Genomic DNA, 25,721 nt, shown 5'->3' with positions numbered 1-25,721 from the left:
GCCGTTAGAGGGCGCGCGCCGCGTCGAGCGGGGCGGGGCGGGCGAGGGGGACGGCGGCGCCGTCGGCCCAGCGGGAGAGGGCGGGGCCGTCGGCGTCGAGCGTGGCGAACGTCCGGGCGCCGAACCAGTAGCCCGGGTTGAGGTAGACGCCGCCCCGCCCGCCGGCGTCCGGGCGGGGCGGGGCGGCTTCGAGGGCGGCCGTGTGCGAGTGGCCAAAGGCGACGACGTCGGCGCCCGTCGTCTGGAGCCGGTCGTGGGCGGCGGCCGAGAGGCGGCGGGCGACGGCGGGGTCCGGCGTGCCGTCGGTCCCGAACCGCTGGGCGACCCAGCGCGCGAGGCCGTAGCCGGCGTCGCCGGGCAGGCCCATGCGGTAGAAACGCGCCATACGGGGGGAGCGGAGGAGCGGCTGGAGGCGGTGCGTGAGCTGGCTAGAAGGGCCGCGGGGGGCGCCGTGGCCGTCTCCATGCGCAATATACAGGGACCGCCCCGCCCTCCGCGTCTCCCAGGCGTCGACGACGCGGGCGCCCACCTCGCCCTCGAAAAAGTCGACGTGCCACGGGTCCCGGTTGCCGACCACGTAGACGACCTCGGCCCCGCGGTCGGCCCACTCGGCGAGGAGCCCGACGAGGCGGGCGGCGCCCTTGGGGACGAGGTGCCGGTACTCGATAAACTGGTCGTAGACGTCGCCCAGGAGCACGAGCGCCGCCCCGCCCGCGGCCCCGGCGTCGGGGACGAGCGCGCCCTCGTGCGCCCGGAGCAGGGCGACCGCGTCGCGCTCGGCGGCGCGCGTCTGGTCGCGCGTGCCGCGGCCGAGGTGGAGGTCGGAGAGGAGGAGGAGCAAGCGTCTGGGGGGCGAGCCGGCCAAACGGGGGGCGGGGCGGGGTGGTCTGCGCTCCCGCCATTCTTCGACGCGGCGCGGCGCCACGGGGGCACTGCGGCGTGTCCCGGGCGGAGCGGTCGGCCGGGGTGGCACCCGCCGGGGCGGCCGTGCAACTTCGGCCCCGGCGACCCGTTCTGCCGCCCCGCCCCGCGCGCCGACCCCGGGCGGGGCGGTCGAGACGCCCCCGCGACCCGGGGCAGGACCCGCGCGCGTCCGTCCCCGATGCCGCCCCGCCCGCCCCTCCGGTCTGGGTCCGCCCCGCCCCCGACTCCTCCCTGTGCAGAACGCCTACCGCTCCCCCTCGTCGTTCGGCCTGTTCCCGCCGGTCGTCAAGAACCTGCTCATCATCAATGGGCTGGTGTTCCTGGCCCAGATGGTGTTGGACGCCCGGTCGGCAACCATCTACGACACGTTCGACCGGCTGTTCATGCTGTGGCCGCTGGGCGGGCCGGAGGCCGTCCAGTTCCGCGACGGCGTGGTCCAGTTCGGGACGTTCCAGCCGTGGCAGCTCGTGACGAGCGCGTTTATGCACGGGGGCTTCGGCCACATCTTCTTCAACCTGTTCGGGCTGTGGATGTTTGGGGCCGTGGTCGAGCGGACGCTGGGGTCGACGCGGTTTTTCTGGTTCTACCTCGTGTGCGTGCTCGGGGCCAGCGTGCTCCAGCTTGTCGTCGCGTCGTGGCCGTTCTGGGCGGGCGTCGGGGGCATCCCTGTCCCCACGCTCGGGGCGTCGGGCGGGGTGCTGGGCGTGCTCGCGGCGTTCGGCGTGTTGTACCCTGAGGAGAAGATCTTCCTGTTGTTCCTGCCCGTTCCGATTCCGGCCAAGTGGTTCGTGCTCGGGTACGCCGCGTTCAGCCTGTTCGCCGGGTCCGCGGGCGTGCAGGCGGGCGTGGCCCACTTTGCGCACCTCGGCGGGATGCTCACTGGGGCGCTCCTCATCCTTTACTGGCGCGGGCGGCTCCCGGTAAAGCCGTCGCGGCGCCTCGCCTGAGGGACGGGGCGGCCTCCGTTCGAGGTACCATCTTTCCGCCTCCGTCGTAACTCCGTGGGCGCGCACCCGGCGCCCCTCACCCGCACCTGCTCCAGGGCATGGCCGACCCGTCCTCCCCGCTCTTCCGGTTCCAGCTCTGGCGCGCCGGCCTGCCGCCGGCGCTCCGGCTGCTGCTGACGGTCAACATCGCGACCTACGTGCTGTTCGTCGTGCTGAGCATCTTCGGCGCGGGCGGGCTGCTGGCCGTGCTCGCGCTCCCGGCCACGCCAGAGGGCCTCCTGCGGACGCCGTGGACGCCGCTCACGTTCGCGTTCGCGAACCTGTACCCGGGCTTCCTGGGGCTGATCTCGTTCGTGTTCGGGTTCCTCTGGCTCAGCTGGATGGGGCGGGACTACGAGGAGAGCTACGGGCCGCACCGGCTGTTCGGGACGTACGTGCTGGGCGCCTTGGGCGGGGCGGCGGTGGCCGTCGCCGTGGGCGCGGCCTCGGGGGGCGGGGCGGTCGTGTCGCCGTTCGGCGTCTACTACGGGCTCTGGATCCCGGTCACAGCCGTGCTCTGCGCCTACGCCACGTTCCACCCGGACCGCGGGATCGGGCTGTTCTTGCTCGGCGTGGTCCCGATGAAGTGGGTGGCCGTCGGGTTCGTGGTCCTCAGCCTCGCGTTCTCGCCGGAGCGGATGGCCATCCTCGGCGCCGCGCTGACGGGCGTGCTCATCGCGCGCATGGCGGGGCGGGACGTCGACCTGACGGCGTGGGCGCGCCCGCTCTTCGACCGCCGCCGGCGCCCAAAGGCGGCGAAGGCCCCCAAGCGGAGCCCGTTCGCGCGGCCGACGCCCGTCCCCTCGGGCGGCCGGCGCTCGAGCTCGGGCGGGCGGGCGCCGGCCCCGAGCGTGGACCAGATCCTCGACAAGATCCTCGACGAGGGCTACGACAGCCTGACCGACGAGGAGCGCACGATCCTGGACCGGGCCAGCCGTGGCTGAGGTCGCCGCCCCGCCCCGCCGGCGGGGTCCGCTGGCCCGAACTGCGTGGGCGCTCTTCGCGGTCGTCGACGCGCCCGTGGCGCTCGCCGTGGCCGTCGGGTTGGGCGCCGCGGTGCTCCCGCCCCGCCCGTTCTGGTGGGCGCAGCTGGCGGCCGTCGTACTCCCGTATGCCACGCTCGCGCTCGTCGCGCTGACGGTCGTGCCGCTGGCGGCGCGGCGGTGGGGGTGGGCGCTCGTCCACCTCGTCCTGATCGGGTCGGTCGCGGCGCGGGCGCTCCCGAGCGGCCGGTTCGCCGGCCCAGAGCCCAGCCCGGACGACCTCGTGGTGACCTCGTTCAACGTGCCGCAGACCGGCCCGAGCGCCGACGTCCTGGGCGACTCGATGGCCGCCTTCGTCGGCCGCATTCGGCCCGACGTGCTCGCGCTCCAGGACTCGTGGGTGTTCCCCGAGCGGTTCGCCGGCGACGCGGCGGTCCTCCCCGCCCAGGTCTCGGCGCTCCTCGACCGGCTCCCCTACGACCTCGCCGTGCCCGGCTCGCTCGTGCAGTACCCCGGGCGGAAGCGCGTGGGCACGAGCGTCCCGCTGTTCGTCCGGCGCGGGGGCGGGGTGGAGGTCCTCGATCAGGAGCCTGTCCACGTGGGGCCGCCCGGCGACGCGGCCGTCTCGGTGGCCCTCCGCACGCGGCTCCGGTGGCAGGGCCGCGAGGCCGTGCTCTACAACGTCCACCTGCGGTCGTTCGGCGAGGACAAGCCGTGGGAGGACGACGCGGTGCGGTGGGACGCCCCGCGGTCCTGGGTCCCGTACCTCCGCCAGTACCGGGCGGTCTACGCCGGCCGCCGCGCCGACGTGACCGACCTCGCCGAGCGAATCGAGGCCGAGACGCTCCCGGTCGTGGTCGTGGGCGACTTTAACTCGACGGCCGACAACTGGAGCTACTGGCGCCTCCGCCGCGCCGGGCTCGGGGGCGGCGTCGTGGGGCCGTCGCGGCTCGACGCCTTCCGGGAGGGCGGCGGCCTAGTGTGGGGCCGGACCTACCGGGCCGACCGCCCGCTCGTCCGCATCGACTTCGTGCTCGCGGACCCGGCGTTCGTGGTGACACAGGCCGAGACGTTCCCGGTCGGGTTCTCGGACCACCGGCCGGTCCGCGTCCGGCTCCGCTGGCGCGAGTAGGGGGAGGGGCGGCCGGTTCCCGCGCCGTGACCGACCCCGCCGCCCCGCCCCCGCCTTCTACGGGCGGGGCGACTAACGCTCGGCTGCCCGATGAAACCGGCTTCACAGAGCAACAGACCGGATCTTCACGGGTAGCAAGTGGCTCAGAGCGCTGCGCTCCTTCGACGCCTCATGCCCTCGACCCAGACCCCGATCTCCACAGCGCGAACGCGCGGCCGTGCGGTTTGTGGGCGCCGTCGGTGGCTGGGCCTGCTGACCGTCTCAGAACGGTAGGGGCGCGCCCGCCCCGCCCTGTCGCACGCCGCCGGAGTCCCGGCGGCCTCCCCCGAGTCCTCTGCCGTCGCACTCCGGTGCGGTGGCCGCTCCCCCCGTCATGCAGACCCTCCTCCGTCCGTTCCAGACCTTCTTCAAGACCGAGGCCGCCGGCGGCGTCCTGCTCCTCGTGGCGGCGGCGGCGGCGCTGGTCTGGGCCAACAGTCCGTTCGCCGGGGTCTACGCCGACCTGTGGGGCACCTACGTGACTGTGGGCGCCGGGGCGTTCGAGATCTCGAAGCCGCTGCTGCTCTGGATCAACGACGGCCTGATGGCCATCTTCTTCTTCGTCGTCGGCCTCGAAATCAAGCGGGAGGTCCTGGCCGGCGAGCTGTCGGAGCCTAGGAAGGCGGCCCTCGCGATCGCCGCGGCGCTCGGCGGCATGGTCGTCCCGGCCGTCCTCTACACGGTCGCCAACCTGGGCACGGACCGGCTCGACGGGTGGGGCATCCCGATGGCGACCGACATCGCGTTCGCGCTCGGCGTGCTGGCCCTGCTCGGGAGCCGAGCCCCGCTCGCGCTCAAGGTGTTCCTGACGGCCGTCGCCATCGTCGACGACCTCGGCGCAGTCATCGTGATCGCCGTGTTCTACACGGCCCAGATCAACGTCTCGGCGCTGCTGTGGTCGCTGGCGCTCGTCGGCCTGCTGGCGGTCGTGAACCGGCTCGGCGTCCAGCGGACGGCGGTCTACGCGATCGTCGGCGTGGCGGCGTGGGTGTTCATGCTGAAGTCCGGCGTCCACGCGACGATCGCGGGCGTCCTCGTGGCCCTGACCATCCCGGCCAACCGCAAGATCCACGAGGTCGAGTTCGCCGACCGCGTGACCGGCCTGCTGGCCCGGTTCCGCGAGGGGATCGCGGGCTCACCGACGGACCCGACGCCCGAGCAGGCGGCGGCGGTCCATAGCATCGAGGTGGCGTGTCAGAAGGTCGAGACGCCGCTGGCGCGGCTGGAGCACGGGCTCCACGGGTTCGTGGCGTTCTTCATCATGCCCGTCTTCGCGCTCGCCAACGCCGGCGTGGCCCTCGGCGCCGACGCCGCTGCCCTCGTCACCGACACCGTGGCGCTGGGCGTCATGCTCGGGCTCGTGGTCGGCAAGCCGATCGGCGTCATGGGCATGGCGTTCGTGGCCGTCAAGACCGGGCTGGCGGCGCTGCCGACGGGCGTGACGTGGCGCCACGTGCTGGGGGTCAGCTTCCTGACCGGCATCGGGTTCACGATGTCCATCTTCATCGCCAACCTAGCCTTCGGGCCGGGTCCGCTCCTGGACAGCGCGAAGACGGGCATCCTGGCGGCCTCGGTGATCTCGGGCGCCCTCGGCGCCGTGGTCCTCTCGCGGGCCGCCGCCGCTCCGCCGACGGTCGAGGAGGAGCGCCCGCTGGAGGCGGTGGGCGCCTAGCCCGCCCCCGGAGCGCCCGCCGCCCCGCCCGTGCCTGGGGGCGGGGCGGTCTTTCTCGTTGCGCGGGCGGGGCGGCGGGGTCCGGCGTTCGGCGCGGGCGGGTCCACAGGACCACCGGCTGGCGCGAGCTTCCTCTGGAGAGACCGCGGGCCAGGGCCGACACCACGGCCGCCCCGCCCTCAGCGCCGAGCCCCGCCGCGGCGGCCCGAGACCGCCCGAGCGAATGCCCACCTGCGCCTTCCTGACGACGGACCACACCAGCCACTTCGCGGTCTACGACCGCGACGCCGTCGCCCCGCTCGCGGCCCGCGGGTGGACGGTCGACGAGGTGCCGTGGCGCCGCCCCACCGACTGGAGCCTCTACGGGGTGGTTGTGGTGCGGTCGCGGTGGGACTACCAGGACGCGCCGGCCGAGTTTTTCGAGGTGCTCGCCGACATCGGCCGCCAGACGCGGCTGGAGAACCCGCTGCCGGTGATGCGCTGGAACGTCGAGAAAACCTACCTCCGCGACCTGGAGGCCGCCGGCGTCCCCGCCGTCCCGACGGTCTGGCTCGACGGGCTCACCGGGGACGCGCTGGCCGACGCCGTCCGCCGGTGGGGCGAGGTCGTCGTCGAGCCCCAGGTGAGCGCCAACGCCGACGGCACGTTCCGGCTGGCGGCCGAGCCCCGCGCCTGGGCGGAGGCGCTGTCCGCGCTGGCCGACCGGCCGTGCATGGTCCAGCCGTTCGTGCGCTCGGTGGTGGAGGAGGGGGAGACGTCCGCGTTCGTGTTCGGCGGCGACGTCAGCCACGCGGTCCTGAAGACGCCGGCCGCGGGCGACTTCCGAGTTCAGGAGGAGCACGGGGGCCGCATCCGGGCCGTCTCGCCGGGCGACGACCTGCTCGCGCTCACCCGCGCCGCGCTCGCCGCCGTGCCCTGGCTCGAGCCGCTGCTCTACGCCCGCGTCGACGCGGGCCGCCTGGCCGACGGGGCGCTGGCGGTGATCGAGCTGGAGCTGATCGAGCCGTCGCTCTACTTCCCGCACGCCCCCGGCTCGGCCGAGCGGTTCGCCGCCGCGCTCGACCGCCTAGCAGGCTAGGCCCCGCCACCCCGCCGTAAACGGCAGGAACGCCGTGAGGACGTACACGGCCACGCTGACGAGCGCGAACGTGGCGACGAGGATGCCGCCGGCGCTGGACAGGATCTGCCGCAGCCGCGGGCGGATCTCCTTGAGGTAGAGCTCGCTGCCGGCCACGAACGCGATCACCGCTAGCGACAGCTCGTCGACGAACCGGAGGCTCTCGGCCGCCGCCGACGGCAGGAACTCGAGCCCGAACGACCCAACGAGCGCGCCGGCGAAGAGGTACCCCGTGATCGTCGGGAGTCGGATCCGCTTGAACCCCTCTCCGATGAGGTAGGACGCGAGGCAGACGACGGCGAAGGCGAGGGCGTACTCGAACGTCTGCATTCGCAGGAGGGGGGCTATGCGCGCGTTCCGCGGGCGGCCGGACCCGTCACCAGCCGGCGGCGGAGGGCGTCCCCGCACCGGGAAACTATGCGCCCGCTCCCGGCAGGCGCTCTCGGACCCCGCCCCGCGCCCGCCGGCCGGGCGGGCGCGGCGGGTCCCAGACGGGCCGCCCCGCCCGTACCTTTTCGGCGCGTCCCCCGCTCCCCCCGTGACCCTCACCCAAAGCCTGCTCTCGATGGCCGGCGGCGTCGTGCTGCTGCTGGCCGGCGCCGAGGGCCTCGTGCGCGGGGCGTCGGCGCTCGCGCTCCGGCTCGGGATCACCCCGCTCGTGGTCGGGCTGACGGTCGTCGCGGTGGGCACGTCGAGCCCCGAGCTCGTGGTCAGCGTGCAGGCCGCGCTGGCGGGGCGGGGCGGGGTGGCGATCGGGAACGTGGTCGGGTCGAACGTGGCCAACCTCGGCCTCATCGTCGGGCTCTCGGCCGCGCTCAGCCCCATGCGCGTCGACCGCGGGCTGACGCGGCAGGACATGCCGGTCATGCTGGGGGGGATGGTCGTGCTCTCGGCCTTCCTCCTCGACGGGACGCTGGAGCAGTGGGAGGGCGGGCTGCTCCTGGTCGGGGCCGTCGTTTACACGGTCCTGAAGATTGCCGCCTCGCGCCGCTCGGTCCGCGCCGAGCGCGAGGCGCTCCCGCCCGAGATCGAGTCCGCGCTCGCCGACACGCAGGCCGGCTTTAAGCGGCACGTCCTGTTCGTCGTCGGCGGCATCGCCCTGCTCGTGTGGGGCTCGGACCTGCTCCTCGACGGGGCCGTCGAGCTCGCCACGACGCTGGGCGTGAGCGAGGCCGTGGTCGGGCTCACGATCGTGGCGCTGGGGACGAGCCTGCCGGAGCTGGCGACGACGGTCGTGGCCGCGCTCCGCGGCGAGGGCGAGATCGCGCTCGGCAACGCCGTCGGGTCCAACATCTACAACGTGCTGAGCGTGCTCGGCCCGGCCGCGCTCGCCGCGCCCATGGCGGCGGTCGGCGTGGGCGTCGACGTGCTCGTGGTGATGCTCGGGTTCGGGCTGCTCACGCTGACGTTCCTGCTCACGGGCGGCAAGACGCAGCGGTGGGAGGGGGCCGTCCTGCTCCTGGCCTACGTGGGCTACCTGTGGTGGGTCGCGACGGGGTGAGGACTGGGGACTGGGAGCGCGCGGGCGGGGTGGCGCCCGATTTGTTCCGCCCCGCCCAGGCACGGGCGGGGTGGTGAACGACGCGGGCGGGGCGGCCGGACAAAGGCGCCGCGCCGCCGCATCCACCTCGGGGGGAGACGCGCCGTACCACAATGCGGACACCCCGCCCCGTCCGCGCCGTGGGTGGGGCACGCTGCCCGCAGCCCAAACCTGATATGTTCATGAGGAATGGGGCCGCCCCGCTCCCAACGGCGCTCTGGTGGGCGGGGCGGTGGAAATAGGCGCGGTTCTGGAGCGTTCTTCCGGTCCGCCCCTGTGGGCTCGCCCCCTGAGCCCGCCCTTCCCCCGGTTCGCATGCGTTTTCGTCTCCTCGCCCTCCTAGCCCTCGCCCTCGTGACCGGCCCGGCGTCGGCCCAGTCCGAGCGCCAGCTGTTCAACCAGGACCGGCTGGCCGAGCTCCTCTACGCCCACCGGAGCGACCTCGAAGACATCCCCGAGGTCACGTTCCGGTACTACACGCTCAGCGACTCGATCGGGAACTCGATCCTCGCTCGCCACGGCCTCTACGAGATGGTCGGCGACGGCGACGCCCGGGCGGGGCGGGAAAAGCTGGGCATGACCACGTTCCTCAACGGGGTCTTCCTCGAGACGCTCGACACCGGCGACACGATCGTCATCCCGGACCACTTCGACCTCGACCCCCGCGCCTACAGCCCGTTCCCGCGCGTCTACGAGGGCGCCCGCGACTTCGACAAGCTGTTCGTCATCGACAAGACGACGCAGGCGTGGGCCGGCTACGAGAACGGCCGGCTCGCCCGCTGGGGGCTCGTCTCGACCGGGGCCGAGGGGACGGAGACGCCGTCGGGCCGGTTCAACTTCAACTGGAAGGAGCTCCACCGCGTCTCGACGCTCTCGCCGCCGGGCGAGTCGTGGGACATGCGGTGGGTGTTCAACTTCCACGACCGCCGCGGCATCCACATCCACCAGTACTACGCGCTGCCCACGTCGGGCGCGGCCAGCCACGGGTGCGTCCGCCTCATGACGGCCGACGCCAAGTGGATCTACGACTGGGCCGACGGCTGGACGACGACGACCGGTGAGGCCGAGGACGCGATGGGCAGCCGCGGCGGCCGCGTGATCGAGCAGGGCACGACGGTCCTCGTCCTCGGTGAGGCCCCGAACGGGACGCCCGAGCGCTTCCGCGACGTCGACGGCCGCCCCGAGCTCGTCCGCGTCGAGCTCCCCGAGGACCCGTACAGCGTGCGCCCGGGGACCGACCAGCAGGTCCGGTTCGACCGGCTCCGCAAGCAGCAGGCGACGAGCACGCCGTAGCCGCCCCGCCCCGCCCGGCCCGCTCTCCGCCCCGCTCTCGCCCGAGGGCGGGGCGGTTTCTTTGCGGTGCGCGCGCACGGGGCGGGGCAGACGGCGCTAGCCTCCGGGACGCCCCGCCCCTAGGGCTCGCCCCCAGAACCGGCCGCCGTGCCCATGCCCGCCCCGCCCCTCGCCGCCGGTCCGCTCCCGTTCGTCGGCGAGCTGGCCGCCCTGTTCGCGGCCGGCGTCGTCGTGGCCTACCTGTGCTACCGGGTCCGGCTGGTCCCGATCGCGGGGTTCCTGCTGGCCGGCGTCGTGATCGGGCCGGAGGCGCTGGGGCTCGTCCGCGACGTGGAGCTCGTGGCGCAGCTGGCCGAGGTCGGCGTCATCATCCTCCTGTTCTCGATCGGCGTCGAATTCTCGCTGGCCCAGATGGCCCGGCTCGCGCGGCCCATCTTCCTCGGCGGCGGGCTCCAGGTGGCGCTCACGATCGGGGCGGTCACGGGCGGACTGCTGCTGCTGGACGTGGGCGTCGGGCCGGCCGTGTTCACGGGTTTTCTCGTCTCGCTCTCGTCGACGGCGATCGTGCTGAAGGTGCTCGGCGAGCGGGCCGAGACGGACACGCCGGTCGGCCGCGTGGTGCTGGCGATGATCCTGTTCCAGGACCTCGTCATCGTCGTGATGGTCCTCCTGATCCCGGCGCTCGCGGGCGAGGGCGGGTCGGCGCTCGACGTGGCGTGGGCCTTGGGGAAGGCGGCCCTCGTGATCGCGGCCGTCCTCGTCGGCGCGCGGCGCGTGGTGCCGGCGCTCCTGGAGCGCGTGGCCGAGACGCGGCGGACCGAGCTGTTCCTGCTAGCCGTCGCGGCGGTCTGCCTGGGGACGGCGTGGGCGGTGTCGCTGGCGGGCGTGAGCCTGGCGATCGGAGCGTTTTTGGCCGGGCTCTTGGTGAGCGAGAGCGACTACGCCGAGCACGCGCTGAGCGAGATCCTCCCGCTCCAGACCCTGTTCACGGCGGCCTTCTTCCTGTCGGTCGGGATGCTCCTGGACCCGGCGTTCCTGTGGGCGAACCTGGGGCTCGTGGCGGCCGTCGCGGCGGTCGTCCTGGTGGCGAAGGCGGCGGTCGCGGCGTTCAGCGCGCGGCTCCTGGGCTCGCCGCTAGGCGTGGCCCTCGCCGTCGGGCTCGCGCTGGCCCAGATCGGCGAGTTCTCGTTCGTGCTCGCGCTCGCCGGCGCGGATGTCGGGCTGCTCCCGGGCGGCGTCGCCTCGGGCGACCAGATCCTCATCGCCGTCACCGTCGTGCTCATGCTGGCCACGCCGGGGCTCGTCGCGCTCGGGCCGCGGCTGTCGGCCCTCGGCCGCCGCGTCGAGACGGCCGCCGGCGTGGGCGGGGCGGGCGGCCCGAACGGCGGGGGCGGGGCGGGCCACGGGCACGGTGTCGACCTCCAGGACCACACGGTCGTCGTGGGGTACGGGCTGGCGGGGCGGCGGCTGGCCCGCGTGCTGGGCGAGAGTGGCATCCCGTACGCCGTGAGCGACCTCAACCCGCGGAGCCTCCGCGAGGCCCACGCCGACGGCGCGGCGACCGTCTACGGCGACGCCTCGCGCGAGCCCATCCTCCGCGGGCTGGGCGTCGAGCGGGCCAAGCTCCTCGTCGTCGCCATCAACGACGGCGACGCCACGCGCCGGATCACGGCCGTCGCCCGTCACCTCAACCCGACGCTCCAGATCCTCGCGCGGACCCGGTTCGTGGCCGACGTCGAGCCGCTCACGCGGGCCGGCGCCGACGTGGTGGTCCCCGAGGAGATGGAGACGACGGTCCGCCTGTTCACGCACGTCCTGGGCGCCTACCTCGTGCCCCGCGACGAGATCGAGCGCCAAGCTGCCCTCGTGCGCCAGGACGACTACGGCGTGCTCCGCGGCTCCATCCAGGAGGCGCACCTCATGGTGCTCCAGGGGCTCGACGAGGAGGGCCTCCACACGCGCGCGGTCGCCGTCCGCGACGGCGCCCCGGCGGCGGGGCGGACGCTGGCCGAGCTCCGGCTGCGCCAGGACCACGGGCTGACCGTCATGGCCGTCCGCCGCGGCCGCGAGACGGTCGGGAGCCCGGCCGGCGAGTTCCGCGTCGAGCCCGGCGACCGCCTCGTCATGGTGGGCTCGGCGGACCAGTTTGCCCACTCGGCCGACCTGTTCCGCGCCCCGCCCCCCGACGGGCCGCCCCGCCCCGCCCCGCTCGCTGCCGAGGGCGGGGCGGGCGCCTAGAGCGCCCCTCGGGTGGGTACGGGGTACCAGGTACGAGGTACGGCCCGATCTGGTCTCGGCGCTCGCGTACCTCGTACCGAGTACCCTGCCTACCTGCACGTTGCTCTAGGCGCGCCGGCCGGGCGAGCGTAAGGGCGGGGCGGGGGCAGGGCGTCGGCGGAGGAGCCGGAGCCGCCACCCCGCCCGGCGCGGCTTCGCCCGGAGCCGCCCCGCCCCGTGTGACGCGCCGGCGTCACGGGGCGGCCCGCACCTTGTGCGACCTTCCACGCGCCATGACCCTCGACCGCACGCCCTTCGTCATCGTCGACACCGAGACCACCGGGTCCCGGGCGGGCGACGACCGGATCATCGAGGTCGGCGCGGCGCGGCTCGTGGGCGGGGAGGTGGTCGACACGTTCCAGGAGCTCGTCGACCCGGGGCGCCACGTGCCGGCGCGGATCACGCGGCTGACGGGCATCTCGACGGGCATGGTCTACGGGCAGCCGACGGCGACCGAGGTCATGCCCCGGTTCCTCGACTTCCTGGGCGACGCCGTGCTGGTCGCCCACAACCTCCCGTTCGACGCCCGCTTCCTCGACGTGGCGCTCGCCGAGGCCGGGCTGCCGCCGCTCCAGAACCCCAGCCTCGACACGCTCCGCCTTGCCCGGCGCCTCCTGTCGTCGCTGCCGTCGAAGGGGCTCTCGAAGCTCACGCAGCACTTCGGGATCGACGTCCAGGGCCGGCACCGCGCGCTGGGCGACGCCGTCGCCACGGCCGAGCTGCTGGTCATCCTGATCGACCGGCTCAAGATCGAGTTCGGGGCCGAGACCGCCGAGGACGTGCTCGCCTTCCAGCGGCGGCGGTACAAGGACACGCGGCGCGAGCCGTCGCACCTCAAGGCGATCCGCGAAGAGACGCTCCCGCGGCTCCCCGACCGCCCCGGCGTCTACTTTATGCGCGACGGGCGGGGCCGGGTGGTCTACGTGGGCAAGGCGAAGTCGCTCCGCAACCGCGTGCGGAGCTACTTCACGAGCGTCGAGGCCCACGACCCCAAGACGCGCAAGCTCGTCCGCGACGTGCGCGACGTGACGTGGCGCGAGACGGGGACCGAACTGGCGGCGCTCCTCGAAGAGTCGAAGCTGATCAAGAACCACCTGCCCGTCTACAACCGGGCGCAGCGGAAGTACCGCGACTACCCGTTCCTCCGGCTCGACACGACGCACGCCTACCCGACCCTCTCATGGACCCCGCGCATCGCCCACGACGGGGCCGAGTACTACGGCCCGCTCGGGCGGCGCGGGCAGGCCGAGGAGGTCGTCGAGCTGATCTCGCGGCTGTTCCGGCTCCGCGAGTGCGACGACCCCGTGTTCGAGCTCGGCCGCGAGTGCCTGTACCACCAGATGGGCCGGTGCGGCGCGCCGTGCGCGGGCGGGGCGGGCGCCGACGAGTACGGCCTGGAGGTCGAGCGCGTGCGCGCGTTCCTGACGGGCCAGGACACCGAGGCCGTCGACATGGTCGAGGAGGCCATGCGCGAGGCGGCGGCGGCGCGCGAGTACGAGGCGGCGGGGTGGTACCGCGACCAGCTCCGCCGGCTGGAGCGGACGCTGGGCCGCCAGCGGACGGTCGCGAGCGCGGTCCACGAGCACGACGCGGTCCTCGTCGAGCCGCTCGCCCCGGGCTACGACGGCCTGCCGGCCCCCGCGCAGGCGGCGGGCGGCGTGCAGCTGTTCCTCATCCGCCACGGCCGCCTCGCCGGCCGCGTGGACCTGCCCCGCGACCCCGGCCCGGACGAGACGGCCGACCTCGCGGCGGCGCTCGCCGAGACGTTCGACCCCGGCCTCGCCCCGCCCGAGTCGCACCTCCGCCCCGACGTGGACGAGATGCGGATGCTGGCGAGCTGGATGCGGCTCCACGACGACGCCGCGCGCCACGTCCGCTGGGCGCCGGACGGCGACCCCGAGGCGTTCCTCGACGCCGTCCTCGCCGCCGCCCGCGCGGCGGCCCCGGCGACGGAGGAGGCGTAGGGCGGGGTGGGGGAGGAGGCGCCGCCCCGCCCGCGGTCCGGTCGCTCGGGCGGGGTGGCTCCGTGCCCCCACCCCGCTCGGCCGCGCGCCGGCCGCCCCGCCCGAGCGTCGGGGGCGGGGTGGGCACGCGTCTTGCTCTGGCCGCGTTGGACCGAGCCCGCCTGCTCCGCCCCGCCCATGCGCCTCGCCGTTTTTGCCGTCCCGCTCGTCGCCGTCGCCGCGTGCGCCCAGCCGGCCTCGCCCGCCGAGGGACACGGGCGGCGGGCCGACTCCGCGATCGTCCGCCCCGCCCCGCCCACAACGGACTCGCTGCGCGTGGCCGAGGAGGCCGTGCCGCTCGGGGACGACGTCGTGACGGTCCGCGTGTGGACGGCGCCGATCCCGGACCCGCTCGGGTCGCCGGGGTTCGAGACGTTCCCGCTCAACGCCCTCAACCTCCACGACGACGAGGGCACGTCGGTCGAGGCGGCGCTCGCCGTGCTCCGCGAGCGGGGCGGGCGCGTGGTCGAGCTCGTCCACTCGGGCGAGCGGAACGTGACATTCACGACCGGCGGCCGGACCTACACCGCCGACCCCAACCGGATGTTCACGGCGGCCGGCCGCGCCCGCACGCTCGCCGCTCTTTCCGAGGACGACCGGGCGGGGCGGGAGGCGCTGGAGGCGTTCGCCGACCGCGTGCTCGCGCTCTACGCGGCCGTCCCCCCGGCCGTCGTCGTCACGCTCCACGACAACACGGCGGACGGCTACTCGGCCGCGTCGTACGGGCGGGGCGGCGAGTACGAGGCCGACGCCGCGGCCGTCACCGTCCACGACGGGACGGACCCCGACGACTTCTTCTTCGTCACCGACCGCGACCTCTACGACCTCCTCGTGGACGCCGGGTTCAACGCCGTGCTCCAGGACAACGACGCGGCGACCGACGACGGCTCGCTCTCGGTCTGGGCCGCCCGCGAGGGCACGGCCTACGTCAACGTCGAGGCTCAGCGGGGCCACCTCGCCGAGCAGACGCGGATGATCGCGGCGCTCGTCGACGTGCTGAGCGACGGGCCGTAGCGGCGCCCCGTCCCCAGTCCCGCGGCTCCTCCAGGACCCGCCTCACCGCCCCGCCCGTACGACGGGCTGACTCCCGGACTCTCCCTCATGAAGCTTAAGCGTTCGTTCGCTGTCCTCGCCCTCCTCATCGTCGGCGGCCTCGTGGCCGCGTCCGTGCTCGTCACTGCGAACCCGAGCATCGTCGTCCCCGACCCCATCAAGCGCGACCTCGGGGCCATCATCGAGCGGGACACGCTCGTGGCTCTCACGGCCTACACCTCGACGAGCTACTTCCTGTACCGGGGCCAGCCGTTCGGATTCGAGTACGAGCTGCTCCGGGACTTTGCCGAAGAACAGGACGTCGTGTTCCGGATCGAGGTGGTCCCCCAGGACAGCCTCTTGTACTACCTCAACGCCGGGCGGGGCGACATCGCGGCGGGGCGGCTCATCCCGGTCGAGCAGGACACGTCGGCGTTCGGGTTCACGGCGGCCCTTTACGAGACGAGCGCCGTCGTGGTCCAGCAGGAGGCCCCGCTCGACTCGGCCGGCGTGGCGCAGGCCGCGGGCGAGGAGACGCCCCAGCAGATCGCCGAGGCGATGGACCCCGGCGACGCCTCGCTCCAGCCGCTCACGATCCGCGCCCGGCTCGTCCGCCGTCCGGCCGACCTCGCGGGCAGCGACGTGTACCTCCCCGAGGACCACCCCTATGCCGACCGGCTCGTCGAGCTCGAGGACCGAATCTCGGGCGACATCGAGGTCGTCGAGGTCGACACCACGACCGAGTCCCTGATCCGCCAGGTGGCGATCGGGAACATCGAGCTGACGGTGGCGCAGGAGAACGTGGCCGAGCTCGAGGAGGGGTACTACGACAACCTCCTGGTCACGCCCGAGATCGGCGCCCCGCACGACGTGGCGTGGGCCGTCCGCGACAACGCCCCGACGCTGGAGCGGGCGCTCAACGAGTGGATCCTCGCCAACCGCGACACCGGCCGCTGGAACTCGCTCTACCGGAAGTACTTCGTCGACCGCCGCGGTTACCGCGAGCGGATCGAGACCGGCTTCCTCACGGCCGAGACCGGCGTGCTGAGCGACTACGACGAGCTCCTCAAGCGGTACGCCCCGACGGTCGGGTGGGACTGGCGGCTGCTCGGGAGCCAGATGTACCAGGAGAGCCGGTTCAAGCCCCGCGCGCAGTCGTGGGCCGGCGCCATGGGGCTCCTCCAGATCATGCCCGGGACCGCCCGCGACCTCGGCCTGGCCGACCCGTACGACCCCGAGCAGAACGTGGAGGCCGCCGCCCGCTACCTCAAGTGGCTCGAAGACGAGTACTGGGTCGAGCGGGTGCCCGACCCCGAGGAGCGGCTCAAGTTCATCCTCGCCAGCTACAACGCTGGCCCGGGCCACATCTTCGACGCGCAGCGCCTGGCCGCGGCCGAGGGCGGCGACCCCGCTGTGTGGGAGGACGTGGCGTACTGGCTCCTCCAGAAGTCGAACCCCGCCGTGTACAACCGGCCCGAGGTCCGCAACGGCTATGCGCGCGGCCTGGAGCCGGTCCACTACGTCTCGATCATCCTGGAGCGCTATGCCCACTACCAGCAGTTCGTGGACGACGAGGACGCCGCCCCCTCGCGGGACCAGCCCGACGCGTAGATCGCCCCGCCCGCCCCGCCTGCCGAGGGCGGGGCGGGGCACGCGGTCGTGGCCTCCGCGTGCCGTCGGCACCGCGTAGTTTCCTCGCCCTCCGTCCCACCACATCACGACCACGGATGACCTGCACTGATACGCCTAGCAACGACGACCTCAAGGCGGCCCTCGCCGAGGTCCTCCGCGAAAACCAGGACTGGCTCCGGGAGCTCGTGCAGGAGGCGCTCGTCGACGCCGCCGACGCCGAGGCCCGGCGCGAGCAGGACGTCCGCTCGGTCCACGCCCGCGCCGACGCCCACCGCGCGTTCCCGACCGTCTACGGCCGCGCCTGATCGGACCGGTCTGCCCTCTTCCCGCAGCGGGAGCCCTGTAGCGGACTCCGGGGCGGGGTGGCCGAATCGGCAAGGGCCTGTCGGCGACAAGGCGGAGGGCCGTCAGGCCGCGCATGGGGCGAGCGTCGCCCGGTACCAGCTTTGAAGGTTGGTACCCCACCCGAACCACCCCGCCCCCGCAGAGGGCGCGCGGGCGGGGCGGGGCGCGATGCATGAATCAGCGGTTACGAGGCAGGCTTAGCGCTGCGTCAAGCTCCTATCGGCAGGTTCGTGCTCGGCCTCGTCCACCACCCCTAGCCCCTCCTGCGCCCCCGGATCGGCGTCCGGGGCAGGCTCTGCTTCGCGTGTCCAGGAGGGGGACGTCTCGTTCAGCCTGGGCCGCCCCGCCCGGCAGTAGCGGCTTCGCAGAGCACGTAGCGCGTCGGGGTGGGCGAAACGCCGCCGCCCCGCCCCCGTACAGGGACGCCCACACGCGAACACCATGGAAGAGCTCCTCGGCGTCGGCAGCCTCGTCGTGATCTTGGGCGTCGTCCTGCTGGCGATCGTCCTGCTGTACTTCATCCCGGTCCGGCTGTGGCTGACGGCCGTGTTCTCCGGCGTCAAGCTGAGCCTGTTCCGCGACCTCGTCGGGATGCGGCTGCGCAACGTGCCGCCGTCCCACATTGTGAACCCGCTCATCACGGCGCACAAGGCGGGCATCCCCGTCGAGCCGCCGCAGCTGGAGGCCCACTACCTCGCCGGCGGGCACGTGCAGAAGGTGGTCCAGGCGCTGATCTCGGCCGACAAGGCCAACATCCCGCTCACGTTCGAGCGCGCGACGGCCATCGACCTCGCCGGCCGCGACGTGTTCGAGGCCGTCCAGGTGTCGGTCAACCCCAAGGTCATCGAGACGCCGTCGATCGCGGCGATCGCCAAGGACGGCATCCAGGTGCGGGCGCTGGCCCGCGTGACCGTCCGCGCCAACATCGAGCGGCTCGTGGGCGGGGCGGGCGAGGAGACCATCATCGCGCGCGTCGGCGAGGGCATCGTGTCCACGATCGGCTCGTCGAACACGCACCTCGTGGTGCTCGAGAACCCCGACAACATCTCGAAGACCGTGCTCGCGAAGGGGCTCGACTCGGGGACCGCCTTCGAGATCCTCTCCATCGACATCGCCGACGTGGACGTGGGCGAGAACATCGGGGCCAAGCTCCAGACCGACCAGGCCGAGGCCGACCTCCGCGTCGCGCGCGCCAAGGCCGAGGAGCGCCGCGCGGCGGCCGTCGCCGCCGAGCAGGAAGAGCGGGCCAACCTCATCCGCGCCGAGGCCGAGATCCCGCAGGCGATGGCCGAGGCGTTCCGGGCCGGCAACCTCGGCATCATGGACTACTACAACCTCCGCAACATCGAGGCCGACACCCAGATGCGGACGACGATCGGCGGGGCGGAGGGCCGGGCGGGCCAGGACCTGTCGTAGATGGCTGAGCCCCCGACGGATTCCGGGCGGACCGCCGCCCTCGCCGCCCGGGTCGTCGCGTTCGCGGCGCCCGCCGCGCTCTCGACCACGCAGGACGTCGTCCGCCGCGCCCTCCCCGCCCTCACGGACCAGGCCGACCCCGGCCTAGTGGCCGAGGAGACGCTCACGCTCCTGGCGACCGTCACGGCGCGGGCCGCCGAGGTCGGGCTCCGCCAGAACCGCCCCGCCCTCGAAGCGGCCGGGCCGGCGCTCGCCGAGCTCCCGTTCCTCTACCACGACTTCCTCCTGGGCGCCGAGTACGTGGCGGGCGGGGCGGAGGGCGACGTCGAGCCGGACCAGAGCGTGTACGCGCGGCTCGAACGGAAAGCGGCGTTCTACGGCGCGCACCTCCCGCCGGGCCGGTTCCCGGGGCCGAGCGTGCTCGGGGAGAAGCTGCCGCTGTGGATGGGCCGCGTCTCGCCGCCCAAGCTCCCGACGACGCCCGACGCCCGCCTCGCGGACCTCGGCGTGGTCGAGATGGTGGCGGCCCACGCGCGGCTCGTCCTCGCGTTCGCGCAGCGGGCGGCGGGCGGGTAGCGGCGGGCGGGGCGGTCAGGCGGGCGGGGCGGTGCCGGCGACGAGCGCCGCGACCTCGCCCGGTTCCGCCCGGCGGCCCTCCGGCGAGGCGGCGTCGAACACGCGCGCGTCCGCCCCGCCGGTTTGCGGTCCGCCCAGGACCTCGACGCGGGCGCCGTCGACGCGGAGCGCCGTGCCTTCGGGCAGGCCGACGACCGGCGCGTCGGGGTTGGCGGCCACGAACTCGGCCAGCCGCTGCGCCCGCGTCTCGCCCTGGTGGCCCGTGGGGTGGGCGTCCGTGTAGTGCGGGTTGATCTGGACCGGGACGAGCCCGAGCGCCTCGAACGACGGCGGCTCGACGACGGGCATGTCGTTCGTCGTGCGGATCGTCGGGCACGCGAGGTTGGCCCCGGCGCTCCACCCGACGTAGGGCGCCCCGGCGCCGACACGCGCGCGGATGGCGTCGACGAGCCCGTGCTCGTAGCACGAGCGGAGCAGGTGGAATGTGTTGCCCCCGCCCACGAACACGGCGTCGGCGTCCGCGACGGCCTGGGCGGGGCGGTCCGAGGTGTGGACGCCCTCGATCTCCAGGCCGAGCCCGTCGAGCGCGTCCGCCACGCGCCGCGTGTAGTCGTCGTAGCTGAAGGTGACGGCGGCGTAGGGCACGAACGCGATCCGCCCCGCCCCGCCGGTTTGCGGTCCGCCTACGGCGTCGGCGATCCAGTCGCGGGCGTGGGCGAGGTACGGCTGGCCGGGGGAGGTGGAGTTGCTGAGCAGGAGGAGCATGGGAGGGAAGAGGGAAGAGGGAAGAGGGAAGAGGGAAGAGGGAAGAGGGAAGAGGGAAGAGGGAAGAGGGAAGAGGCGAGGGGAAAAGTTCCGCCCTGCCTGGCGGCGGGCATTCGTAGGGACACGGCTTGCCGTGTCCGATGCGGGCGGGGCGGGGCGGTCCTGGAACCCTCCGCCCCGCCCTGGCGCGACCGCCCCGCCCATGGCGCGACCGCCCCGCCCATGGCGCGACCGCCCCGCCCGTGGCGAGGACGGGGAGGTCATCTTCCGCTCGCCGCTCGCCGCCGCTACGCCAGCGCGAGCGCGCCGACCGACACCGCCGCCCCGCCCTCGGCGAGCGTCCGGGCCGCCGCCGCCGCCGTGGCGCCCGTCGTGAGGACGTCGTCGACGAGGAGGACGCGGCGGCCGGCCACGTCGGCTCCGGCGCGGAGGGCGAACGCGCCCTCGACGTTGGCCACGCGGGCGGGGCGGGCGAGCGTCGCCTGCCGCTGCGTGGCGCGCGTCCGCGCGAGGAGGTCCGGCGCCACCTCGGCGCCGAGCGCGTCGGCGACGCCGTCGGCGAGCGCGGCGGCCTGGTTGTAGCCCCGCTCCAGCAGGCGGGTCGGCGAGAGGGGGACGGGCACGACGAGGTCCGCCCCGCCTGCCCCGCCGGCTCGGAGGGCACGGCCGAGGAGGCGGCCGAGCGGGACGCCCAGGCTCGGCCGCCCGCCGTACTTCAGCGCGTGCTGGACCCGCTGGACCGCCCCGCCCGCGTCGAACGCCCACAGCGCGACGGCCGCCTCGACCGGCGCCGCGCCGAGAAGGGCGCGCGCCGCGTCGGGCTCGGGCCGCGGCAGGCCGCGGAGGCACGACGCGCACAGCGCGGCCGGCGGCCCGTCCGCGGCGAGCCGCCGCTCGCAGCCGAGGCAGAGGGCGGGGTAGAGGAGCCCGGCGAGGCCGGCCCCGATGTCGCCGATCAGGGAGCGGAGGGAAAAGGGCATCGGCGCGCGGGGAGCAGGGCGGGGCGGCCCCGAGGGGCGGGGCGGCGTCTGGGGAATATCTTGGCCGCCCTCTCCCCTCACAACCCCGACCCCATGCCCGAACGCCGCGGGATGATCATCAAGAACGTGTCCGAGGACCCCATCGACCTCCAGCTCCAAGGGCGGACCGTCCACCTCGACGCGGGCGACGAAAAGGTGGTCTCGGCCGTCGAGGTCCGCGACGCCGTGCTCCGCGAGGCCCTGCAGGTCCGGCGCCTCGCCATCGTGCGCCCGTCGACCGACGAGGAGGCCGCCGGGCTCGACCCGGCGTGACGCGCGCGCCCCGCCCCAGGGGCCGCCGCCCCGCCCTCAGGAGCCGCCCCGCCCCGTGAACGTCCTGTTTCTCGAACCGTGGTACGGCGGCTCGCGCCGGCGCTTCCTCGACGGCCTCGTAGCCCACAGCGCCCACGAGGTCCGCGCCGTCACGATGGCCCCGCGTTACTGGACGTGGCGGGTCCAGGGCGGGGCGGTCACGCTCGCCGAGAAGGCCGGCGAGGTCCTGGACGAGGGCTGGCGGCCCGACCTCGTCGTGGCGTCCGACATGGTCCACCTGCCGGCGTTCCTCGCGCTCACGCGCGATCGGTTGGCCGCGACGCCCGTCGTCCTCTACCTCCACGAGGACCGGCTGACGTACCCGCTGGACGAGGGCGAGGTCCGCGACGACGCCTACGCGTCGGTCAACTACCTCTCGGCGCTGGCGGCCGACCGGGTCGTGTTCAACTCGGCGTTCCACCGCGACGACTTTTTCCGCGTGCTCCCCGACCTGCTCCGGCGGTTCCCGGACTACACGCACGTCGGCGCGCTCCCCGGGCTCCGGGCCAAGAGCGGCGTGCTGCACCCGGGCCTCGACCTCGCCGGCCTCGACGCGGCCCGCCCCGCCGCCGAGGCGCAGCGGGCGCGCGAACGGCAGGTCGGCGAGGGCCAGCCCGGCCTGCCGGTCGTGCTGTGGAACCACCGCTGGGAGTATGACAAGGACCCGGCCGCCTTTTTCCGCGTGATGAACCGGCTCGACGACGCGGGCGCGCGGTTCCGGCTGGTCCTGGCCGGCAAGACGTTCGCCGAGCAGCCGGCGGCGTTCGAGGCCGGCTTCCGGCGCTACGCCGAGCGCGTGCTCCACTACGGCTACGCCGAGTCGTTCGCCGACTACGCCGCGCTCCTCTGGCGCTCCGACGTCGTCGTGTCCACGTCGGTCCACGAGTTTTTCGACCTCTCGACGCTCGAGGCCATCCACTGCGGCTGCCACCCGCTCCTGCCCGACCGCCTGACGTACCCCGAGCTGGTGCCGGAGCGGCTGCACCGGCCGCTCCTCCACGCGCCGGTCCTCTACGAGGGCGAGGAGGGCCTGTTCGAGACGCTCCGCGCGGTCCTCGGCGGCGAGGCACAGCGGCTCCCCACGCCGGTCTTGCGTGAGATCCCGGCCGACCTCGCGTGGCCGCTCCAGGCGCCCCGCTTCGACGCGCTGTTCGAGGAGGTGGCGGGCCAGTAGGTCGGTGGGAATCAGTGGGGCAGTAGAGGACCAGTGAGTCCGTAGGGGATCAGTGGCCTCGACGGGGCGGGGCGGCCGGAGCCGGGCCGGGCGGCGCTGCGGGCGGTGCCGGAGCAAGGCGCCGCCCCGCCCCCGGTGCCGCACGGGCGGGGCGGGCGCTTTTGCTGACTCGCCGACCTACTGACCCACTGGCCCACCGACTACGAGTCCTCCCCCAGGAGACCGCCCAGGAGGCCGCCGGCGGCCAGGCCTCCGAGCGCCCCGAGCGCGCCCGCCCCGCCCCGGCTCGTCTCGCCCTGGCGGCCGTAGGCGCGGCTGGCCGCCACGATGCGGTCGGCGAGGCGCGAGAACGGGAGGCTCTGGAGGTAGACGCGGCCCGGCCCTTCGAGGCGGGCCAGGAACAGGCCCTCGCCGCCGAAGAGCGCGTTCTTGAAGCCGCCCTGGAACTCGATGTCGTAGTCGACCGACGGCGCAAAGGCGACGAGGCAGCCGGTGTCCACGCGGAGCGTCTCGCCGGGGGCGAGGTCGCGCTCGATGACGGTGCCGCCCGCGTGGCAGAACGCGAGGCCGTCGCCTTCGAGGCGCTGGAGGATGAAGCCCTCGCCGCCGAACAAGCCGGCCCCCATCTTCTTCGTGAACGCGACCTCGATCTCGATCCCCGACGCCGCGCAGAGGAACGTGTCCTTCTGGCACAGGAACCGGCCGCCGAGCGCGCCCAGGTCGAGCGGGATAACCTTGCCGGGGTAGGGCGCGCTGAACGCGACGCGCGCCGTCCCGTCGGTTTGCGAGCCGCCCCGCCCGGCGTTCGTGAACGAGGTGATAAAGAAGCTCTCGCCCGTGATCCGGCGCTTGAGCCCCTTCATAAACCCGCCGCCCGTGCCCGTGTCCATCTGGACGCCGGCTTCCATGTAGAGCATGGCGCCGGCTTCGGCGCGGACGGTCTCGCCAGGGTCGAGCTCGACCTCGACGATCTGGAGGTCGTCGCCGATCAGGCGGTAGTCGATGTCGTGGGCGGGCATGGCGTAGGGGAGGGGGTTGTCCTCAACACTACGGATTCGGCCCCGACTGTCGGTCGCCGACTCTCTTAGGCGCGGGCGACGCGGCCGGGCCGGCGCGTGCGGCGGGCGGTCCGCTCGCGGCGGGCGAGGCGGCCCGGGGCGGCCGGCGTCTCGGCGGGCGGGGCGGCGAGGTCGCGGAGGCAGGCGGTGTAGCGGGTCCAGGCGGCGCCGTCGCCGGAGAGCCAGGCGGCGCGGGCCTGGGCGAGCGCGGGGGACGAGATCATGGGGGGCGGGGTGGAATAGGCCTCTCCTCCTGCCAAGACCGGGCCACGGCCCCGCAGAGCGCTCAGCCGCCCCGCCCAGGCCGATTGGCCTGGGAGTAGGCTGGAAAAAAGGAACGCCGTCGTGACGATTCCACCCCGCCCCACGCGGTCCGCGGCGGGGCGCGCACGGATCTCTGGCCCGCCGGTCGGGTACGACTCGGGACATGCCTGCTGCCGCCCCGCCCGCCGCCCCGATCGCCGAGAACGCCGCCCGCGTGCGCGACCGCATCGCCGCCGCCGCCGACCGGGCGGGGCGGGACGCGGCCGACGTCACGCTCGTGGCCGTGACCAAGACGCGCAGCCTGGACACCGTCCGCGCCGCCGTCGCGGCCGGGCTCACGGACCTGGGCGAGAACCGGGTAGGCGAGCTGGTCGAGAAGTCCGACGCGGTCCCGGGCGAGGCCGAGGGCGGGGCGGTCCGGTGGCACCTGATCGGCTCGCTCCAGCGCAACAAGGCCCGCGACGCTGCCGCCCGCGCCGACCTGTTCCACGCGCTCGACTCGGTCCGCCTGGCTGATGCGCTCGAGCGGCGGGCTGAGCAGGCGGGCCGCGTGCTCCCGGTCTTGGTCCAGGTCAACGTGTCGGACGAGGAGGCCAAGGGCGGCGTCGAGCCCGACGCGGCCCACGACCTGCTGGCGTACGCGGCCGAGCAGGACCACCTCCGCCCGGTCGGCCTCATGGGCATGGCGGCCATCGCCGAAGACGACCGCGACCTCGACCGGATTGTCCGCCCGGCGTTCCGGCGGCTCCGCGACCTGTTCGAGGCGTATGCGCCCGCGGGCGGGGCGGGGCCGCTCTCGGTCCTCTCGATGGGGATGAGCGGCGACTTCGAGGTGGCCGTCGAGGAGGGCGCCACGCACGTCCGCGTGGGGACGGCGCTGTTCGGGCCGCGCTAGCCACTGTTGGGGGCTCGCGTGGCGCGTCCGTAGTTTGGCGCCGTGGGGCTCGCCGCGCCGTTTGGTCTCCCGCTCCGCCGGATCGCCCGGCCCTGTAGGCCGTTCGACGTGGTGGACCGACGATCCCGCGTCCTCCGCGCAACGGCGCCCCGCCCCGCCCGCGAGCGACGCGGCCCACCCGGTCGCCGACTGCCCCCGCCGCCCCGCCTCCGCCGCGCCTGCCCGACCATGACCCTCACGCCCCTCGACATCCGACGGCAGCAGTTCACGAAAGCGTTCCGGGGCTACGAGCCCGCCGAGGTCGACGCGTTCCTCAAGCAGGTCTCGGAGCACCACGAGGGGCTCCTCGACCAGATCCGCCAGAGCCGCGAGCGGACGGACCAGATGGAGACGAAGCTGACCCACTACGAGCGCGTCGAGCTCGCGCTCCAGGAGGCGCTGGAGTCGGCGAAGGAGTCGGCGCGGCGGGCCGAGGCGGCGGCAAAAGAGCGGGCCTCGCTGATCGTCGAGCAGGCCGAGCTGCGCGCGCGGGCCATCGTGCAGGACGCCGAGCGCGAGCGGCACGAGCTCCGCCAGGACCTCGTCCAGCTCTCGTCGCGGCAGACCGAGGTGGCCGCCCGGCTCCGCGGCTTCCTGCTCTCCGAGCTCGACGTGCTCGCGCAGTTCCAGGGCGAGGCCCCCGCCGGGTACCCCCAGCTCGCAGCCCCCGCCCCGCCCGACGTCTCCGCGGCCCCCGCTCTGCCCGAGGCCGTCGCCGTGCCGGAGGCTCCCGCCCCGCCCGCGAGCGTTCCTCTGCTGGAGGAGTCCACTCTGCCTGAGACGCCCGCCCCGCCCGCCGACGTCTCTGAGGCGACCGCCGAGCCGTCTCCCGCGCCGGCCGACGTCTCGGACGAGAGCGGCTACGTCCCGCTGTGGGCGCGCGCGATGCCGGACGAGCCCCAGGACCCGTCTCCCGCGCCGGCCACCGAGGACGCACCTGGCGACGCGCCTGCGGGCGGGGCGGACGATGCCGAGGCCGCCGAGGGCGGGGCGGCCGGAGACGAGCTGGGCGGGGCGGGCGACGCCGAGCCGAGCGCGCCCGACAGCGCGCCCGCCGCCCCGCCCCTGGTCGTCGGCGGGTGGGACCTCCGCTCGCTCGTGACTGGCGAGGAGCGCGGGGCGGCCGCGTCGGACGCCGAGCGCGAGCGGATCCGCCGCATCCTCGACGACCTCGACTGAGCGGGGCGGGCGGGGCGGTGCGATCTTTCGCGCTCCCCCAGCCCCACCC

The 25,721-nt window shown here is 74.5% G+C and carries 24 protein-coding genes; 18 read left to right on the top strand and 6 right to left on the bottom strand.

The genetic code is table 11. The annotated features are described in order from the left end of the window. Positions 1-4 precede the first annotated feature (4 nt). A complete protein-coding gene (locus RQM47_RS15260) occupies positions 5-841 on the bottom strand; it encodes a UDP-2,3-diacylglucosamine diphosphatase (protein WP_311664443.1) in 837 nt (278 codons plus the stop codon). A gap of 316 nt (positions 842-1,157) precedes the next feature. Between RQM47_RS15260 and RQM47_RS15255 the strand changes: the two genes are divergently transcribed. From RQM47_RS15255 to RQM47_RS15235, 5 genes are all read left to right on the top strand, one after another. Beyond that, positions 1,158-1,871 carry a rhomboid family intramembrane serine protease gene (locus RQM47_RS15255; protein WP_311664441.1) on the top strand — a complete coding sequence of 238 codons (714 nt, stop codon included), beginning with the start codon at positions 1,158-1,160 and terminating at the stop codon, positions 1,869-1,871. Between the two features lie 98 nt (positions 1,872-1,969). After that, positions 1,970-2,854, top strand: a complete 885-nt coding sequence (locus tag RQM47_RS15250; protein WP_311664438.1) for a rhomboid family intramembrane serine protease — start codon at positions 1,970-1,972, stop codon at positions 2,852-2,854. Next, positions 2,847-4,025, top strand: a complete 1,179-nt coding sequence (locus RQM47_RS15245; RefSeq protein ID WP_311664436.1) for an endonuclease/exonuclease/phosphatase family protein — start codon at positions 2,847-2,849, stop codon at positions 4,023-4,025. Before RQM47_RS15250 ends, RQM47_RS15245 begins: the two co-directional genes overlap by 8 nt. 373 nt (positions 4,026-4,398) lie before the next feature. Then, positions 4,399-5,736, top strand: coding sequence for a Na+/H+ antiporter NhaA (gene nhaA, locus RQM47_RS15240; RefSeq protein WP_311664434.1), 1,338 nt, complete (start codon positions 4,399-4,401; stop codon positions 5,734-5,736). A 223-nt stretch (positions 5,737-5,959) separates the two neighbouring features. Further along, complete coding sequence (locus RQM47_RS15235; RefSeq protein ID WP_311664432.1) at positions 5,960-6,814, top strand: hypothetical protein; 855 nt, start codon at positions 5,960-5,962, stop codon at positions 6,812-6,814. On the opposite strand, the gene RQM47_RS15230 is transcribed toward RQM47_RS15235, so the two are convergent. After that, positions 6,803-7,183 carry a cation:proton antiporter gene (locus RQM47_RS15230; RefSeq protein WP_311664430.1) on the bottom strand — a complete coding sequence of 127 codons (381 nt, stop codon included), beginning with the start codon at positions 7,181-7,183 and terminating at the stop codon, positions 6,803-6,805. The genes RQM47_RS15235 and RQM47_RS15230 overlap by 12 nt on opposite strands. Before the next feature lie 208 nt (positions 7,184-7,391). On the opposite strand from RQM47_RS15230, the gene RQM47_RS15225 reads away from it, so the two are divergent. The 9 genes from RQM47_RS15225 (at position 7,392) to RQM47_RS15185 (ending at position 18,967) form a co-directional block, all read left to right on the top strand. Next, positions 7,392-8,354: a calcium/sodium antiporter gene (locus RQM47_RS15225; protein WP_311664428.1), complete on the top strand. Its 963-nt coding sequence runs from the start codon at positions 7,392-7,394 to the stop codon at positions 8,352-8,354. Between the two features lie 354 nt (positions 8,355-8,708). Then, positions 8,709-9,686: a L,D-transpeptidase gene (locus tag RQM47_RS15220; RefSeq protein WP_311664426.1), complete on the top strand. Its 978-nt coding sequence runs from the start codon at positions 8,709-8,711 to the stop codon at positions 9,684-9,686. A gap of 153 nt (positions 9,687-9,839) precedes the next feature. After that, positions 9,840-11,924 (top strand): cation:proton antiporter, encoded by a 2,085-nt coding sequence (locus tag RQM47_RS15215; protein ID WP_314009418.1) that lies wholly within the window; start codon positions 9,840-9,842, stop codon positions 11,922-11,924. A 272-nt stretch (positions 11,925-12,196) separates the two neighbouring features. Further along, complete coding sequence (locus RQM47_RS15210; RefSeq protein ID WP_311664422.1) at positions 12,197-13,927, top strand: DEDD exonuclease domain-containing protein; 1,731 nt, start codon at positions 12,197-12,199, stop codon at positions 13,925-13,927. Between the two features lie 177 nt (positions 13,928-14,104). Further along, positions 14,105-14,980, top strand: a complete 876-nt coding sequence (locus RQM47_RS15205; RefSeq protein ID WP_311664420.1) for a hypothetical protein — start codon at positions 14,105-14,107, stop codon at positions 14,978-14,980. Between the two features lie 87 nt (positions 14,981-15,067). After that, entirely contained in the window at positions 15,068-16,609 is a 1,542-nt protein-coding gene (locus RQM47_RS15200) for a transglycosylase SLT domain-containing protein (RefSeq protein WP_311664418.1), read from the top strand. Between the two features lie 116 nt (positions 16,610-16,725). Continuing rightward, positions 16,726-16,935 (top strand): hypothetical protein, encoded by a 210-nt coding sequence (locus RQM47_RS15195; protein ID WP_311664416.1) that lies wholly within the window; start codon positions 16,726-16,728, stop codon positions 16,933-16,935. Between the two features lie 481 nt (positions 16,936-17,416). Continuing rightward, a complete protein-coding gene (gene floA / locus RQM47_RS15190) occupies positions 17,417-18,391 on the top strand; it encodes a flotillin-like protein FloA (RefSeq protein ID WP_311664414.1) in 975 nt (324 codons plus the stop codon). Then, complete coding sequence (locus RQM47_RS15185) at positions 18,392-18,967, top strand: hypothetical protein (protein ID WP_311664412.1); 576 nt, start codon at positions 18,392-18,394, stop codon at positions 18,965-18,967. Between the two features lie 15 nt (positions 18,968-18,982). On the opposite strand, the gene pepE is transcribed toward RQM47_RS15185, so the two are convergent. Together pepE and RQM47_RS15175 are read right to left on the bottom strand one after the other, a co-directional pair. Further along, a complete protein-coding gene (gene pepE, locus RQM47_RS15180) occupies positions 18,983-19,732 on the bottom strand; it encodes a dipeptidase PepE (RefSeq protein ID WP_311664410.1) in 750 nt (249 codons plus the stop codon). Between the two features lie 287 nt (positions 19,733-20,019). Next, positions 20,020-20,712, bottom strand: coding sequence for a ComF family protein (locus tag RQM47_RS15175; RefSeq protein WP_311664408.1), 693 nt, complete (start codon positions 20,710-20,712; stop codon positions 20,020-20,022). 93 nt (positions 20,713-20,805) lie between these two features. Between RQM47_RS15175 and RQM47_RS15170 the strand changes: the two genes are divergently transcribed. Continuing rightward, a complete protein-coding gene (locus RQM47_RS15170) occupies positions 20,806-21,024 on the top strand; it encodes a hypothetical protein (RefSeq protein ID WP_311664406.1) in 219 nt (72 codons plus the stop codon). A 55-nt stretch (positions 21,025-21,079) separates the two neighbouring features. Next, positions 21,080-22,237 carry a DUF3524 domain-containing protein gene (locus tag RQM47_RS15165; RefSeq protein ID WP_311664404.1) on the top strand — a complete coding sequence of 386 codons (1,158 nt, stop codon included), beginning with the start codon at positions 21,080-21,082 and terminating at the stop codon, positions 22,235-22,237. Between the two features lie 200 nt (positions 22,238-22,437). Here the strand turns inward: RQM47_RS15165 and RQM47_RS15160 are convergent, their stop codons facing one another. Both RQM47_RS15160 and RQM47_RS15155 read right to left on the bottom strand, forming a co-directional pair. After that, a complete protein-coding gene (locus RQM47_RS15160; protein ID WP_311664402.1) occupies positions 22,438-23,256 on the bottom strand; it encodes a TIGR00266 family protein in 819 nt (272 codons plus the stop codon). Between the two features lie 65 nt (positions 23,257-23,321). Continuing rightward, positions 23,322-23,519, bottom strand: coding sequence for a hypothetical protein (locus RQM47_RS15155; RefSeq protein WP_311664400.1), 198 nt, complete (start codon positions 23,517-23,519; stop codon positions 23,322-23,324). A gap of 203 nt (positions 23,520-23,722) precedes the next feature. Here RQM47_RS15155 and RQM47_RS15150 point away from each other — a divergent pair, with 203 nt between their 5' ends. Together RQM47_RS15150 and RQM47_RS15145 are read left to right on the top strand one after the other, a co-directional pair. Continuing rightward, positions 23,723-24,454 carry a YggS family pyridoxal phosphate-dependent enzyme gene (locus tag RQM47_RS15150; protein ID WP_311664398.1) on the top strand — a complete coding sequence of 244 codons (732 nt, stop codon included), beginning with the start codon at positions 23,723-23,725 and terminating at the stop codon, positions 24,452-24,454. A gap of 228 nt (positions 24,455-24,682) precedes the next feature. After that, positions 24,683-25,672 carry a DivIVA domain-containing protein gene (locus RQM47_RS15145; RefSeq protein ID WP_311664396.1) on the top strand — a complete coding sequence of 330 codons (990 nt, stop codon included), beginning with the start codon at positions 24,683-24,685 and terminating at the stop codon, positions 25,670-25,672. Positions 25,673-25,721: the final 49 nt, after the last annotated feature.

Source organism: Rubrivirga sp. S365 (assembly GCF_032248475.1).
GTDB classification, from domain to species: domain Bacteria; phylum Bacteroidota; class Rhodothermia; order Rhodothermales; family Rubricoccaceae; genus Rubrivirga; species Rubrivirga litoralis.
The sequence above is the reverse complement of the archived record's forward strand: the minus strand, read 5'-3'. Positions and strand labels throughout refer to the sequence as shown.